The 13,518-nt window shown below is 65.0% G+C and carries 14 protein-coding genes, 1 tRNA gene and 3 pseudogenes; 10 read left to right on the top strand and 8 right to left on the bottom strand.

The features are described 5' to 3' along the window. The first annotated feature begins 12 nt into the window (after positions 1-12). The 5 genes and pseudogenes from J2744_RS03570 to J2744_RS15535 form a co-directional block, all read left to right on the top strand. Positions 13-1,215 carry a succinylglutamate desuccinylase/aspartoacylase family protein gene (locus tag J2744_RS03570; RefSeq protein ID WP_209544607.1) on the top strand — a complete coding sequence of 401 codons (1,203 nt, stop codon included), beginning with the start codon at positions 13-15 and terminating at the stop codon, positions 1,213-1,215. Between the two features lie 46 nt (positions 1,216-1,261). Further along, positions 1,262-1,332, top strand: a tRNA-Pro gene (locus tag J2744_RS03565). 398 nt (positions 1,333-1,730) lie between these two features. Beyond that, complete coding sequence (locus tag J2744_RS03560) at positions 1,731-2,027, top strand: DUF433 domain-containing protein (protein ID WP_209544605.1); 297 nt, start codon at positions 1,731-1,733, stop codon at positions 2,025-2,027. A 4-nt stretch (positions 2,028-2,031) separates the two neighbouring features. After that, positions 2,032-2,169 (top strand): annotated as a pseudogene (locus J2744_RS15470) (DUF5615 family PIN-like protein); the annotation flags it as partial. Between the two features lie 294 nt (positions 2,170-2,463). Further along, positions 2,464-2,997: pseudogene (locus tag J2744_RS15535) on the top strand (Eco57I restriction-modification methylase domain-containing protein); the annotation flags it as partial. 33 nt (positions 2,998-3,030) lie between these two features. Here the strand turns inward: J2744_RS15535 and J2744_RS03545 are convergent. Both J2744_RS03545 and J2744_RS03540 read right to left on the bottom strand, forming a co-directional pair. Further along, positions 3,031-3,198 carry a hypothetical protein gene (locus tag J2744_RS03545; protein WP_209544603.1) on the bottom strand — a complete coding sequence of 56 codons (168 nt, stop codon included), beginning with the start codon at positions 3,196-3,198 and terminating at the stop codon, positions 3,031-3,033. Further along, positions 3,195-3,581: a DUF7718 family protein gene (locus J2744_RS03540; protein ID WP_209544601.1), complete on the bottom strand. Its 387-nt coding sequence runs from the start codon at positions 3,579-3,581 to the stop codon at positions 3,195-3,197. Before J2744_RS03540 ends, J2744_RS03545 begins: the two co-directional genes overlap by 4 nt. Before the next feature lie 150 nt (positions 3,582-3,731). On the opposite strand from J2744_RS03540, the pseudogene J2744_RS03535 reads away from it, so the two are divergent. Further along, a pseudogene (locus J2744_RS03535) lies at positions 3,732-4,007 on the top strand (restriction endonuclease); the annotation flags it as partial. A 42-nt stretch (positions 4,008-4,049) separates the two neighbouring features. Here J2744_RS03535 and J2744_RS03530 read toward each other — a convergent pair. Together J2744_RS03530 and J2744_RS03525 are read right to left on the bottom strand one after the other, a co-directional pair. Further along, the gene (locus J2744_RS03530; protein WP_209544599.1) at positions 4,050-5,447 is read right to left on the bottom strand and encodes a phospholipase D-like domain-containing protein; all 1,398 of its coding nucleotides are present in this window, start codon (positions 5,445-5,447) and stop codon (positions 4,050-4,052) included. A 176-nt stretch (positions 5,448-5,623) separates the two neighbouring features. Further along, complete coding sequence (locus J2744_RS03525) at positions 5,624-6,049, bottom strand: type IV pilin (RefSeq protein WP_209544957.1); 426 nt, start codon at positions 6,047-6,049, stop codon at positions 5,624-5,626. A gap of 322 nt (positions 6,050-6,371) precedes the next feature. On the opposite strand from J2744_RS03525, the gene J2744_RS03520 reads away from it, so the two are divergent. The 3 genes from J2744_RS03520 to J2744_RS03510 are packed head-to-tail and all read left to right on the top strand — an operon-like array spanning position 6,372 to position 8,534. Beyond that, the gene (locus tag J2744_RS03520) at positions 6,372-6,602 is read left to right on the top strand and encodes an AbrB/MazE/SpoVT family DNA-binding domain-containing protein (RefSeq protein ID WP_209544597.1); all 231 of its coding nucleotides are present in this window, start codon (positions 6,372-6,374) and stop codon (positions 6,600-6,602) included. Further along, positions 6,603-6,977, top strand: coding sequence for a PIN domain-containing protein (locus tag J2744_RS03515; RefSeq protein WP_209544587.1), 375 nt, complete (start codon positions 6,603-6,605; stop codon positions 6,975-6,977). 42 nt (positions 6,978-7,019) lie between these two features. Next, a complete protein-coding gene (locus J2744_RS03510) occupies positions 7,020-8,534 on the top strand; it encodes a replication factor C large subunit (RefSeq protein ID WP_209544585.1) in 1,515 nt (504 codons plus the stop codon). Between the two features lie 34 nt (positions 8,535-8,568). Here the strand turns inward: J2744_RS03510 and J2744_RS03505 are convergent, their stop codons facing one another. Beyond that, positions 8,569-9,699: a sensor histidine kinase gene (locus tag J2744_RS03505; protein WP_245203178.1), complete on the bottom strand. Its 1,131-nt coding sequence runs from the start codon at positions 9,697-9,699 to the stop codon at positions 8,569-8,571. Positions 9,700-9,857: 158 nt separating this feature from the next. Between J2744_RS03505 and J2744_RS03500 the strand changes: the two genes are divergently transcribed. Then, positions 9,858-10,928 carry a zinc-dependent alcohol dehydrogenase family protein gene (locus tag J2744_RS03500; protein ID WP_209544580.1) on the top strand — a complete coding sequence of 357 codons (1,071 nt, stop codon included), beginning with the start codon at positions 9,858-9,860 and terminating at the stop codon, positions 10,926-10,928. A gap of 15 nt (positions 10,929-10,943) precedes the next feature. Here J2744_RS03500 and J2744_RS03495 read toward each other — a convergent pair whose 3' ends face one another. The 3 genes from J2744_RS03495 to J2744_RS03485 form a co-directional block, all read right to left on the bottom strand. Beyond that, entirely contained in the window at positions 10,944-11,672 is a 729-nt protein-coding gene (locus J2744_RS03495) for an amino acid ABC transporter ATP-binding protein (RefSeq protein ID WP_209544578.1), read from the bottom strand. Beyond that, positions 11,669-12,508, bottom strand: a complete 840-nt coding sequence (locus J2744_RS03490; RefSeq protein WP_209544955.1) for an amino acid ABC transporter permease — start codon at positions 12,506-12,508, stop codon at positions 11,669-11,671. Before J2744_RS03490 ends, J2744_RS03495 begins: the two co-directional genes overlap by 4 nt. Positions 12,509-12,586: 78 nt before the next feature. Beyond that, positions 12,587-13,411: a basic amino acid ABC transporter substrate-binding protein gene (locus J2744_RS03485; RefSeq protein WP_209544576.1), complete on the bottom strand. Its 825-nt coding sequence runs from the start codon at positions 13,409-13,411 to the stop codon at positions 12,587-12,589. Positions 13,412-13,518 lie beyond the last annotated feature (107 nt).

The following is a 13,518-nucleotide window of genomic DNA, read 5'->3' as shown; positions in this document are numbered from 1 at the left end:
CCGGATCCGACCATGGACGAGTCGGACGCGGATGGGGACGAGGGCAGACGGATAGCAATCGGGAGCGCGAGCGCGGCGCCGGGAACGCTCGACCGCGGCCGGCTCGCCGTCGCGGACCTCCCGACGGGCGGCTCGGAGCGGCTTCCCGTCGCGGTCGCGAACGGCGCCGAAGATGGTCCCACGCTGTGGCTCACGGGCGGCGTCCACGGGGACGAGGCGACCGGCGTCGCGGTCGTCCAGGACACGGTCGCGGCCCTCTCGGGCCACCTCTCCGACCTCGTCGGCGCGGTCGTCGCGGTGCCCGTCGTCTCCCCGGCGGGGCTGCGTCGGAACGCGAGGGAGACGTACTACGCCGACGAGGACCCGAACCGACACTTCCCCGACGCCGACGCGGAGTCGGCCCGCCCGCCGAAGCTCCAGGAGCGGATCGACGCGCAGCTGTACGCCGCGATCACGGGGGAGCGCCGAGACGACGACCCCGCGGACGAATCGAGCGAGTTCCCCGTCGAGACGGTCGGAACGAACGCCGCTGTGGACGCGCTGATCGACTGTCACACCGCCGGCGTCGGCAGCGTCCCCTTCGCCATCCGCGACCGCGTCCTCTACGGCGACCGCCGGAGCGAGGATGAGGCGGCCGCGCTCTCCGCGGACCTCGGCCGCCTCGTCGACGCGTTCGGACTTCCGGTGGTCCGGGAGTACCCCGCCGCCGAGTACGTCGAGGAGAACCTCCAGCGCTCGACCGCGGGCGCCGTGCTCAACGAGGCGGGCGTCCCGGCGTTCACCGCGGAACTGGGCGCGCACAGCGTCGTCGACGACGACCTGCTCGCCGCGGGCGTCGCGGGCGCGTTCGGCGTCGCGGTCGAACTGGGACTCCTGGCGGCCGAGGACGTTCCCGAGTCGGTCGGCGCGCCCGGCGTCGGTGTCGATCCGGAGCCCGTCGAGTTCCCGGTGCGGCGCTTCCGCGGGCCGACGACCGACACCTCCGGAATCGCTCGGCACCGCGTCGCCGCCGGCGACGCCTTCGCCGAGGGCGACGTCCTCGCCCGCGTGGTCGACGCCGGGGGCGAAGAACGCGCAACGGTCACCGCCGAGCGCGACGGGTACGTCCTCGGCCGGTCCGAGGGGCTGGCCGTCTACGAGGGCGACCCGATCGGGAGCCTCGCGGTGCGGGACGACGGCGACCTCGTGGTCCCGCGGGACGCCGACGAGGAGTGAAGCGAAGTCCTTAATTACCGGACCGTCGTTTTTCAGCGTGTAGTCAGGGACCGTGGGGTAGTGGTATCCTATGCGGATGGGGTCCGTATGACCTGAGTTCGACTCTCAGCGGTCCCATCAGATTCTTTATAGATTTCCATTATCGGCAGCCTCAACGCCCTCTAACGTTCGAAAACCGCATTCGGGGGTGCGCTATGAACCGCCAGATCGGCGGTTCCGACGAGACCGCGTAGTGCCGGTACTTCGATGTTAGATTTTCTGATAGTTTCGGGGAGTCTCCGGTCATGTGGGCGGAATTCGACTGGGCCGGAGCCGCTCGCGGACGCGTAGAACGGACCGATTCGGACGTGTATCGGACAGGCGCATGGTCTCTCCCGGGTGTGTGGGCCGCCGCGGCGCCGTAGTCGCTCGCATCGAGCGAAGCACGCCAGCGGTCAGACCCGGTCGAGTTCGAGAGAAGCGATCGATGACCGCTGGAGCGATGTTTTATGTCTTCTCGGCTAATACACACCGGTATGGCACAGTCGTCGGTTCGGATCGTGGCCGAGGTTCACGACGAGCCGCATATCGAGGGACGGCGCGTGACCGTCCGGCGGATTCAGGGGCTCGTCGAGGAGGCCGGGAAGTCGGCCGAGGCGGTGGCCGACCAGCTCGACCTCGACGTCGCGGACGTGTACGGCGCGCTCCAGTACTACCACAGTCACCCCGACGAGATGGCGGCGGTCGAACGTCAACGGTCGGAACGCGAGACCGCGGCGCGGGAGGCCGGCGCGGTGTCGCTGTCGGAGCTGAACGGCGACGAGAGCGCGTAACCGGATGGCGTATCGGGTCCTCGTCGACGAGAACACGAGTCCGCGGGTCGCGGAGGCGCTCCGGGGAAAGGGCGTCGCCGCGGACCACGTCCACGAGGCGCTTTCCGAAGGCGTCGACGACGAGTCGATCGCGGCGTTCGCTCGCGAGGGCGGCTATCGTCGTCCTCACGCACGACACCGATTTTCTCGACGCGGAGACGCGAGGCGACGTGCCGGTACTCTACTACGCCGACGACACGATGGACACCTACGCGATCGCCGACCGCGTCGCGGCGGTGATCGAGTGGGTGCCGGAGCCGACGACCTGCCCCCGATCGTGAACCTCAACGAGTGGGGCTGAATGGAGTAAAACGCGCGAGTAGGTCGAGACCGACCTGATCGGCGCGCACTGGCTGGCGACCGAGTCGGCGCTGCGATATCAGTTCTAATCGCTGTCCCGGCGTTTCGACGCAACACCGCTCGCGTCGATCGCGAGTCCGCCAACACGGTCCTCATAGAGGCCACCGCTCGCTACAAGCCCGACGACGAGGACTGCGAGAGCAGACCGGAGCGAGGCTCTCGGGCTGCCGGAACGGACGAAGCCCATGGAGGCGCACACGAGACGGACCAGTGGGGCTACACGGAGTCCGAGTACCTGCCCACGTTCCGGATCACGGACCTCACGGAACGGGAGGCGGACCTGATCGAGCACTTCGTGCCGGTCGCCGTCGACGAGGCGGGCGACTTCGCGAACTTCCGTGAGACGGCGACAAAGACGAAATCGCTGATCGACCGGCTGAAGGCGATCGAGTTACCCGACGTCGACGACGTGGCCGACGACTTGGAGAACTACCTGAAGACGACAGAGCGCGCCGAGGAGTTCGACGCGAAGATCGAGGAGACGGACGCGCTGATTGATGAGATCGTCTACGAGTTGTACGGCCTGACCGATGAGGAGATCGAGATCGTCGAGGAGGCGGTCGGGGAGTAGCGTCGGAGGAGGCCGCCGTCACGACTGATCTGACTACTCGTCGACGGCGCGATCGTCGAGCGGGTCGGGCATCTGGAGGTCGTCGATTTCGGCTTCGATCTCGTCGAGAGTCTGGTCGGTTCCGGCCGCGAGGACCTTGCTGACGCGTTCACCAAGGTCGTCGACGGCGTCCTCGAACGCATCGAGTTCAGCGTCACTCATGGGCTCGTCCCGCCACTCGGCTCCTGACTCAGATCGTGCCATCTCTCGAACCTCCGGAGCAGCACGCCGGCGTGCCGCTCGATATACGCGATACAGTAGCGCGGCGCGTGGGTTAAGTCTACGGGTGGAAAGTCATCTTTCACCCGCACCTTCTCGCCGTCGCGATACACGTCCATGTGGAGTCCCTCGTCGGTGATATCGTGGCCCATCGGATTCTCGGATTCGTGATCGAACCGAACGACCTGCCGCCACGATCCGTCGACGCGTCGTTCCAGTTGGACGACGAACCGAGTTGGAACCCCCGCCGTCTTGTCGATATCGACCCGCAGGCGAGCATGTGGGTACTCCACCCACTCGGAGTACTGGACGTCGCCGTTACCCATCGCTTACGTCGTCCGAAGAGGGCTTGTTTCAAGGAAGTTCTCCTTTCGTTGCTAATGCCGGACTCGGTCGGAACGTAGGTCAGCACAGTCGGAACCGGACCGGCCGGGTCGGTGCGCACGGGACGCCGATTGAGGCGGTTTGCTGGACGGGTCCCGGTCGCCGTCGACGAGGCGGGCGGCTTCGCGAACTTCCGCGAGACGGCGACGAAGACGAACTCGCTGATCGACCGGCTGAAGGCGATCGAACTGCCCGATGTCGACGACGTGGCCGATGATCTGGAGAACTACCTGGAGACGAAGGAGCGCGCCGAGGAGCTCGACGCGAAGGCCGAGCAGACGGATGCGCTGATTGATGAGATCGTGTATGAGTTGTACGGACTGACCGACGAGGAAATCGATATCGTCGAGGAGGCGGTCAGTAAGTGAGTCAAATAACTCACCCCTGAGCTATCCTTCAGCAGCTTGTGATCAATTACCACTTGGGTCCAGTTTATGCCCGCTATTCCAGATTTCATCGAATGCGTCTATAGCTTGCTGGACCGCATCAGGATCTCTGGTGTAAATACCGCCGTTAAATTCGTCTGCAAGCTGATCCCTCGTAAGATCAGCAGATGAAACCAGCAATTCTCGATCGTCTGCTATAACAATCCGGGCATGAACTAGCTGGTGTTCATGGACGTTGCCCTCAGTTCGACGAGCCAGTTCGTTTATCACCGCGTTCGCCATTTTCCGTCGCTCGCCACGTGATGAACCCGTGTTTGTGAGTATTTTTATCTCAATCTCCTCATCTGATTCAGCGATATCGATCAAGTCCTCATGAAGCATATCGATCCGTAGTGAAGCGATACGAAGCTCATTCTCTGTAGAAGAAATCATTGATTCTGCCTTCCGTTGTATTCCACGTTTACGCTCCCACATCTCCATTGCAGGCAACGTTGAGACAAACTCAGACCTAGTTCGCTCCTGCTCTTTTTCTTTAAGTTGGTTCTCCCATTCTCGTTCATACCCGGAGACATTGTATCCATGACCGATTGCTGTTAGCGAATTCACAGCAAAAGCTGGCAACATAACTGCTCCATGTGAGCGCTTCTCTTGGGTATAGAAATCGTTGCTGGCTAGCTCGTCAAAACCGGAATTTTCTATATGTTGGTTAAAACTGTCACAGTAGTCAACAAGATCCTCTTCAATCGTAGTGATTACTTCTTGTGGAAGAGAATAACTGCGGTGTTTGGTTGAAGCCTCTAATAAATGACCCGCTGAAATAGTTCCGCCATCTAATGTTTCGCTTCTACCTTCCCCCACAATTTCCGATGCGATTTCTTGTAACCACTCCCCCGTCATTTCTTCATATTTATTATAATTTAATTCAATAAGTCCAAGAACCCCGGAGACCCCGCTTATTAGTCCTCTTACCGGGTTTTGTTCTGGGTGAAAATTTTTGATAAAGTAATCCCGAGCTCTTTGAGTCGCTTCTGAATCGGGTGCGATGTGTACGAGAGATCGGAATAGATTTGGGTGATAGTTGACAAAACCGCCAGAGAACTCCTGCTTCTGTTTCTGAGTTTGGAGGATTAGTTTTATATGGTCACTACAGTTCTCTGGCTTCTGATTTTCAATGAACAGCCTATATAACGGCGTGAATATCCTACCGTACTCTAATAATAAGTAATCAGCAAGATCGACACTTAAATCCTCTCCAAATTTTTCCAAGAATATTGTCGACTTCTCACTATCAAAACGATCTAGAGTCCAAATAGCTGGTGCGTGACGGATCTTGTACTCACCAACCTCTGAATAAAACTCTTCCAAATTCTCTAATGTCTTCGTGATAGTCGGCGAGCAATCCTGTAGCTTGTTCTGATTCATTCTTAACATACTGTTAAGGAGTTGATTGAATTATTCTTTGCCTTCTTTATCCATTGAGAATTACTAAACAAGCTCGGCGTCGACCAACACGACCAAGCGGTTCAACGCCGACGCTCTTCGATTCTGATGTCCAACAGAAATAGAGATCCGACAGAGGTGATAACCGGGCTACGCGATTAGCTGAAGTCCCACGTCCGCTCGAAGATCGCGTTCCCGCTCGGGTCGTGGATTATTCGAACTGTAGCCTCACCGGAGTCCCAGTCGCTGAGACCACTATCTCCGTTACCGATTTCCTTCCGCTCGCCTGTTTCCCAGGTGTCTCCTGGGAAGGAGGTATTGACTCTCTCACCGTCGACCGAAAGCACGAGATCGCCCGCTTCGAGCGACTGGCCGCCTGTCTTGGTGATGTTGATCGTTTGCGAACTGTTGTCGTCGATCGTAAAGGTCGCCTGCGGCGCCGTGTCGCCTAACTGATCGCCCAGCCCGAGGACGAACGTCCCGATGACGGCCGCCAGGATGACTGTAATCGCGACCATCAGGATGACCCCGATAACGGGGCTCACCGCACGGTCGTCCGAATTGGATTGGTTGGTTGGTTTCATTGTTTGAACCCAGCGGTTCACCGAAGAACGGACACCGAGGGCCTCGTGTGCCATGGTTGAAGCGGCCCTCAGTTCCGTTCCGATCGGTTGCTGGTTGACTGTAAAAAGGAGAAGCGCACTTATGTACTTAGTGGCACGAATATCAACGCCGAAAATTGAACCGCTGGGGTCGTCGCGTTCGGGGGCGCACCCCTCCGTTTCGGGGGATCCGTCGAAATATGCGTGACGCCGGCGGCCTCCGGTCGGCGGGCGTCCGCCTCGGGCGTGGGTACAGATGCTCTCGATGGGTACATTCTTATTTCTACCCACACTACGTTCGCGTATGTCCGAGGCGACGCTCGACGACCGAGGTCGGATGACGCTTCCGAAGGACCTGCGAGAGCGGTACGGCGACCGCTATCGCATCGTCGAGGTCCACGACGGGATCAAGCTGATCCCGGTCGCGGAAGACCCGCTCGACGCCCTCCGAGACGAGTTTGCGGGGGTCGAGAAGACGGCCGACGAGCTTCGCGAGGAGGCGCGCGAGGCGGCGTTCGACGAGGCCGGGCGCTGAATGTACGCGGAGACCGATTTCCTCCTCGCGCTGATCAAAGACGAGGACTGGCTCGGTGAGGCGGCCGAGGAGGCGTACCGCGACCGTCGGAGCGAGCTGTGGACGTCGCAGTTCACCCTCATCGAACTCCTCCTGGTCGCCTACCGCGAGGACCGCGACACGGAGCGGGTCGTCACGAACGCCGCGAGTCTCGTGGAGGTCCGCGGCGACGCGGACACGGTCGTCGCGGCGGCGACGTACGTCGAGGAACACGGGTTCACGCCGTTCGACGCGCTCCACCTCGTCGAATCCGACGGCGATACTATCGCCTCTAGCGATGGTGCGTACGACGGCTTCGCGCCGCGATACGACCTGGCGGAGCCGAGCGAGGACTGACGCTCCGCAACCCCTAAACGCGGCTCGCTCCTTGCTCCGGTAATGGCCGACTGGACGGAGAAGTACCGCCCGAGCACGCTCTCGGAGGTGCGCGGCAACGACAAGGCCCGCGACGCGTTCGCGGAGTGGGCCCGCTCGTGGGACGACCACCGCGAGGCGGTCGTCCTCCACGGCAGCCCGGGCGTCGGGAAGACGAGCGCGGCGCACGCGCTCGCGAACGACATGGACTGGGAGACCGTCGAACTCAACGCCTCCGACCAGCGTACCGCCGACGTCATCGAGCGATTCGCGGGGCGGGCCGCGCGCAACGCCACCCTCGGCGGGAGCGCCGCGGGCGGCGGCGCGAGCGGCGGCGACACCGCCTCGCGCCAGCTCGTCATCGTCGACGAGGCGGACAACATCCACGGCAACTACGACCGGGGCGGGGCGTCGGCGATCACGAAGCTGGTCAAGGAGTCGGGCCAGCCCATCGTGCTCATCGCCAACGACTACTACGACATGTCGCGCGGACTCCGGAACGCGACCCAGGAGATCGAGTTCCGCGACGTCTCCGCGCGCTCCATCGTCCCCGTCCTCCGGGACGTCTGTCGCAAGGAGGGGATCGAGTTCGAGTCCGACGCCCTCCAGCGGATCGCGGAGGGGAACCGCGGCGACCTGCGGGGCGCGGTCAACGACCTCCAGGCCGCCACGCAGGGGCGCGACTCGATCACGGTCGAGGACGTGGTCACCGGCGACCGCGACAAGGCGTTGGGGCTGTTCCCGTTCCTCGACGCCGTGTTGAAAGAGGAGTCCGCCGAGGAGGCGCTCCGGTCGGCGTACGCCGTCGACGAGACGCCCGACGACCTGATGCGGTGGATCGAGAACAACCTCTTGGACGTGTACGAGCCGGCGGAGGCGGTCCGCGCGTACGACTTCCTCGCCAACGCGGACGTGTGGCTCGGCCGCGTGCGCGCCACGCAGAACTACTCCTACTGGCGGTACGCGACCGACAACGCGGCCGCGGGCGTGGCCGCGGCCCGCGACGGCGAGAAGGGCGGGTGGACGCGGTACGGTCGCCCGCAGTTCTGGTCGTCGTCGGACGCGACCGCGGACGAGATCGTCGGCAAGATCGCGGCCGCGAGCGGCTGTAGCGTCGCGACCGCCAGACGCGAGGTGTTGCCGTTCCTCGAGTCCGTCACCCACCACTGTAAGCCCCGCGAGCTGACCGTCGCGATGGCGGCGGCCTACGACCTCGACGAGGAAGGGGTCGCCTTCGTCACCGGCTCGGGCGAGTCGACGAACAAGGTTGCGTCGATAGTCGAGGACGCGCAGGCCCGCCGCGAGGAACTGATCGAGGAACACGCCGACGGCGCCTTCGCGCTCGACGCGGCGGGGCGCGCGGACGACGGGGAGGACGCGGCTTCCGACGGCGACGATTCCCCCCTCGACGGCGCCGAAACGAACGCCGCGGGAACCGATCGCGACGACTCGGTAGACGAGGGATCCTCCGACGGCGCGGGCGACGGAGACGCCGACGGCGCGGGCGACGATCAGGCCGGACTGAACGACTTCATGTGACTCGCTACCGGTTTCCGAGCGCGGACGCGGACGCTCAAGCGCTGCGAGTCGGACTCGCCTCGCTTTCGGACGACTCCGCGGTTTCGATCGGACCGTCGCAGACGAACTCGAACCGGGCGCCGCCCTCTCGGCTCTCCGTCACCGAGATCGTCCACCCGTGGGCCTCCGCGATCCGCTCGACGATCGCCAACCCGAAGCCGGTGCCGCCCGGGGCGGTCGTGTGTCCCGGCTCGAAGACGGCGTCCCGCTGGTCGGGTTCGATCCCCGGGCCGTCGTCAGCGACGTAGAACCCCTCGTCCGTCCGTCCCACGCGGATACGGATCGCGGCGCTCTCCGCGTCCGTCTCGGCGCGGTCCGACGGCGGCTCCTCTCGGGCCGAGAACGTCCCTGACGCGACCCGGTCTCCGAACCCGGCGTCGCCCTCGGCCGAATCGGATCCGGGGAGGGCGTCGACGCCCTCGGGTGTCCCGTGTTCGAGGGCGTTCCGGAAGAGGTTCACCAGGGCCTGTCGAAGCCTGTCGGAATCGCACGGCACCGTCCCGAGCGGTCCGTCGACGACGAGGGCGGCGTCGGCGGATTCGCCGACGGTCCCCCACGCGCTCTCGACGACCGACCGCAGGTCCGTCGACTCGGCGGACTGAACCGTCTCCCCCTCTCGCGCCAACGTCAGGAGGTCGCCGATGAGGTCGTCCATCCGGTCGAGCGCGTCGAGGGCGCGGTCCAGCCGGTCGGCCGCCGCGTCACCGTCGAGGTCGTCGGCCAGTTCGATGTTCCCGACCGCGACGGAGAGGGGGTTCCGGAGGTCGTGTGAAACGACGCTCGCGAACTCCTCGAGTCGCTCTCGCTGTCGCTCCAGCCGCCGTCGCCGCCGGACGCGTTCGTCCGCCGGAAAGAGATACCCGACCACGTCGCCGTCGTCCGTCGCTCGGCCTCGCTCGTGGACCCACCGTGAGTCCTCGTCGGCCGCGACCCGATACACGACGTCGACGGAGTCCGATCCGAGCGCCTCGCGGAGTCGATCGCGGTCGTCGCCGACCACGCGGTCGAGCCATCCCCCTTCCGGCCGTTCCGTGACGTCGAGCCGCGGCTCCCCGTCGGTCTCGATCACGAGCCGAGAGGGATCGCCGTCTGGACGACGGTACGCGATCCCCGGGCGCTGTTCCATCCGTCGTACCACGTGTCAACGAGTCTACCGCGACAGCATAAGCCTTACTCGGCTATCACGTGTCATACGATGAGATCAAGTCAAAAACATACGAAATAATTAGATCTGCGGACCGGATCGCCGAGAGACCTTTGTCGCGTCCCCCGGTGGATCGTCGTATGCGCGCAGCGATCCTGCGGGAGTACGGCGAGCCGCTCGCGGTCCGCGAGATTCCCGACCCCGAACCGGCCCCCGACGGCGCCGTCGTCCGCGTGGACGCCTGCGGCGTCTGTCGGAGCGACTGGCACGCCTGGGCCGGGCACGGCGAGTGGGCCGACGACCGCGTCCCGCGCGGGCAGGTGTTGGGCCACGAGCCGGCCGGCGAGGTTGTCGCCGTCGGCGACGAGGTCGACCGATTCCGCCCGAGCGACCGCGTGGTGGTCCCCTTCTCGCTCGGCGACGGCACCTGTCCGCACTGCCGCCGTGGGGCCGGCAACGTCTGCGAGGACGGGCGGGCGCTGGGGTTCGAGTCCGCCGCCCCCGGTGCGTTTGCGGAGCGAGTGGCCGTCCCGGCGGCCGACTACAACCTCGTCGAACGCCCCGACTGGCTCGGCGCGACCGCCGCCGCGGCGCTCGGCTGCCGGTACATGACGGCGTACCACGCGCTCGCGGAGCGGGCGGCCGTCGGCGGCGGCGACGCCGTCGCGGTCCACGGCTGCGGGGGCGTCGGTCTCTCCGCGGTCCAGATCGCCGCGGCGCTCGGCGCGCGCGTGATCGCGGTCGACGTCGACGACGACGCCCTCGCGCTCGCGACCGAGTTCGGCGCGGGCGAGACTGTGAACCCGGGCGGCGACGGAGCGAACGACTCGGTCCCGGAACGGGTCCGCGACCTCACCGACGGCGGCGCCGACGTGTCGCTCGACGCGCTGGGAATCGCGGAGACCTGCCGCAACTCGGTCCGGTCGCTGCGGCCGCGCGGCACCCACGTTCAGGTCGGACTCACGACGGACGCAGAGCGCGGGGAGGTGTCGCTGCCGACGGACTGGATGACCCGGTGGGAGATATCCTTTATCGGCTCGCGCGGAATGCCGCCGACGAGCTACCCGGACCTGTTCGCGATGATCGAGTCGACCGGGATCGACCCCGGGGCCTTGGTCGCCCGCGAGCTGGCGCTGTCTGAGGTCTCTGACCGGCTCGCGGCCATGAACGAGTACGCGGTTCGGGGAGTCGAGGTCGTCACCGACCTGTGAGAGGACGAGACACGACTAAAGCAGCCGCGAGAGGAACTGCTGACCGCGCTCGGTCGACGGCTCCTCGAAGAACGACTGCGTCTCGCTCCGCTCGACGACCCGGCCGTCGGCCATCAGGACGATCCGGTCGCCGACCTCGCGGGCGAACCCCATCTCGTGGGTGACGAGGACCATCGTCATCCCGTCGGCCGCGAGCCCCTCGATCACGTCGAGCACCTCGCCGACGAGCTCCGGATCGAGCGCGCTCGTCACCTCGTCGAACAGCATCACCTTCGGTTCCATGGCGAGCGCGCGGGCGATGGCGACGCGCTGCTGTTGACCGCCCGAGAGCGCGCCCGGGTACGACTCGGCCTGATCGGCGAGTCCGACCCGGTCGAGCAGGTCCGCCGCCGCCTCCTTCGCCTCGGCCTCCGGCACGCCCTTGACCTTCTCCGGGGCGAGCGCGACGTTCTCCAGCGCGGTCTTGTGCGGGAAGAGGTTGAACGACTGGAACACCATCCCGATCTGCTGGCGGATCTCGTTGACGTCCGTCTCGATCACGGACCGGCCGTCGAGGCGGATGTCGCCGCCCTGTATCTCCTCCAGCCGGTTCGCACACCGGAGCAGCGTCGACTTCCCGGAGCCGGACGGCCCGATGACGACGACGACCTCCCCCTCGTCGACGGAGAGGTCGACGTCGTACAGCACCTGCGTCTCGCCGAACGACTTGTCGACGCCGTCGAACTCGACGAGCGGACCGGTCACGACTCCTCACCTCCGTCGGCGTCGCCGCCGGAGCCGAGCCCCGACAGCCGACCGAACATCCCGCTGTCCGACCCCCAGTCCGACCGGCGCTCCAGGCCGTTGACGAGCTGGCTCATCGACATCGTGATCGCGAGGTACAGCACGCACACCCACACGAGCGGGGTCCACGGGTCCAGTTGGTTACTGTTGATGTTCCGGAACACGCTCATGATCTCCGGGACGGCGATGACGGTCAGCAGCGAGGTGTCTTTCACGAGGATGATCTGGTCGTTGCCGATGGCCGCGAGCGCGTTCCGCCACGCCTGCGGGAGGACGACCTCCCGCAGCGCCATCACCCGGGACATCCCGAGCGACCGCGCCGCCTCCATCTGCCCGTCCGGGACGGCGTCGATCCCGCCGCGGATCGCCTCCCCGACGTACGCGCCGTGGTTCAGCGTGAGTCCGATGATCGCGGCCGGGATCGCCCAGTCCGAGAAGGGGAACTCGCCGGTCGCCCACAGCCGCGGCACGCCGAAGTAGATGACGAACAGCTGGAACAGAAGCGGCGTGCCGCGGAAGAACTCGACGTATCCCTTCGCGATCCGACCGGTGACGTTCGACGTCGAGATCCGCCCCAGCCCCACGAGGACGCCGAGCGACACCGAAAGGAGGCTCGATATCACGACGATCTGGACGACGAGGAAGAACGCCTCCGCGAACCGCCGGGCGATGAGCGGCGAGGCGAGCAGCTCGTAGTTGACCTGCGTCGAGAGGATCCACACGAGCAGTCCGCCGATGGCCAGCATGAACCCGCCGGCGGCCACTTCGCCGGCCCGCTTCACCAGCCGGTCGCGCATCAGTACGCCGCCGCCGCTCGACTCCGATTCGGTCTGTGTTGCCATTGAATATCAGGTGAAACGACGGGGTCGAGGGAGCTATCCGTCGAAGTACTCGCTGTAGATCTCCTCGTACGTTCCGTCGTCGCGGATCGCCTGAAGTGCGTCGTTGACCTCCCCTCTGAAGTCGTCGTCGTCCTGCCGGAACGCGATCCCGTACTCCTCGATAGTCAGGGTGAGGTACGGCGGCGCGTCGTCGCGGTCTGCCGCGACCCCGTCGCCCTCGAGGAACACGACGCCGTCGTTCTCCGCGGCGAACGAGGCGCTCACCGTGTTGTCGTTGATGACCGCCGACACCTGGTTGTTGAGCAGCGCGTCGAACGCGCCGTTGATCTGGTCGTAGCTTTCGATCTGGAGTTCGCCGTCGAACTCCTCTTGGAGGTCCTCGGCGGCCGCCTCGCCGGTCGTTCCGCGCTGGACGCCGACGGACTCGCCCCGGAGGTCCTCGCGGGAGGTGATGTCGCTGTCCTCCAGCACGAGGACGGTCTGGTACGCGGTGAAGTACGGGTCGGAGAAGTCGACGCGCTCGGCCCGCGACTCGTTTATCGTCATCGCGCTCATGATGACGCGGAAGTTCGCGTTGTTCAGCGACGCGATGATCCCGTCGAAGGAGGTCTCCTGGAACTCGTAGTTCAAGTCGAGCTGCTCGCCGAACACGGCCTCGGCGATCTCGACGTCGAACCCGATGAGGTCGCCGGCCTCGTTCCGGTACTCGAAGGGCGCGTACGGAATGTCCGATCCGATGGTGATCGTCTCACCGTCGTCGCCGCCGCCGCCGCCGATACAGCCGGCCGCTGCGGTCAGGCCGCCAGCGCCGACCGCGGTCAGGTACTGTCGCCGGTTCACTGAACTGCGTTCGTCCATACACCGTTGCTCGGTTGATCACGGTTTCAACGTTTCGACCGTATCCAGGCAATAATTGCCGCTCTTCGGGGGTATAACACGGTCGTCCCGGCGAAATCCCCGCCGTC

Source organism: Halorubrum trapanicum (assembly GCF_017873555.1).
In the GTDB taxonomy this organism is placed as follows: Archaea; Halobacteriota; Halobacteria; order Halobacteriales; family Haloferacaceae; genus Halorubrum; species Halorubrum trapanicum.
Note: the sequence above shows the minus strand (reverse complement) of the source record. Positions and strands in the feature narration are given on the sequence as shown.

Bases quoted from the DNA above. Each gene is read 5' to 3' on its own strand.
- J2744_RS03570 (WP_209544607.1), top strand. From the start codon at position 13: ATGGACGAGTCGGACGCGGATGGGGACGAGGGCAGACGGATAGCAATC.
- J2744_RS03560 (WP_209544605.1), top strand. From the start codon at position 1,731: ATGGCACAGTCGTCGGTTCGGATCGTGGCCGAGGTTCACGACGAGCCG.
- J2744_RS03545 (WP_209544603.1), bottom strand. From the start codon at position 3,198: ATGAGTGACGCTGAACTCGATGCGTTCGAGGACGCCGTCGACGACCTT.
- J2744_RS03540 (WP_209544601.1), bottom strand. From the start codon at position 3,581: ATGGGTAACGGCGACGTCCAGTACTCCGAGTGGGTGGAGTACCCACAT.
- J2744_RS03530 (WP_209544599.1), bottom strand. From the start codon at position 5,447: ATGAATCAGAACAAGCTACAGGATTGCTCGCCGACTATCACGAAGACA.
- J2744_RS03525 (WP_209544957.1), bottom strand. From the start codon at position 6,049: ATGAAACCAACCAACCAATCCAATTCGGACGACCGTGCGGTGAGCCCC.
- J2744_RS03520 (WP_209544597.1), top strand. From the start codon at position 6,372: ATGTCCGAGGCGACGCTCGACGACCGAGGTCGGATGACGCTTCCGAAG.
- J2744_RS03515 (WP_209544587.1), top strand. From the start codon at position 6,603: ATGTACGCGGAGACCGATTTCCTCCTCGCGCTGATCAAAGACGAGGAC.
- J2744_RS03510 (WP_209544585.1), top strand. From the start codon at position 7,020: ATGGCCGACTGGACGGAGAAGTACCGCCCGAGCACGCTCTCGGAGGTG.
- J2744_RS03505 (WP_245203178.1), bottom strand. From the start codon at position 9,699: ATGGAACAGCGCCCGGGGATCGCGTACCGTCGTCCAGACGGCGATCCC.
- J2744_RS03500 (WP_209544580.1), top strand. From the start codon at position 9,858: ATGCGCGCAGCGATCCTGCGGGAGTACGGCGAGCCGCTCGCGGTCCGC.
- J2744_RS03490 (WP_209544955.1), bottom strand. From the start codon at position 12,508: ATGCGCGACCGGCTGGTGAAGCGGGCCGGCGAAGTGGCCGCCGGCGGG.
- J2744_RS03485 (WP_209544576.1), bottom strand. From the start codon at position 13,411: ATGGACGAACGCAGTTCAGTGAACCGGCGACAGTACCTGACCGCGGTC.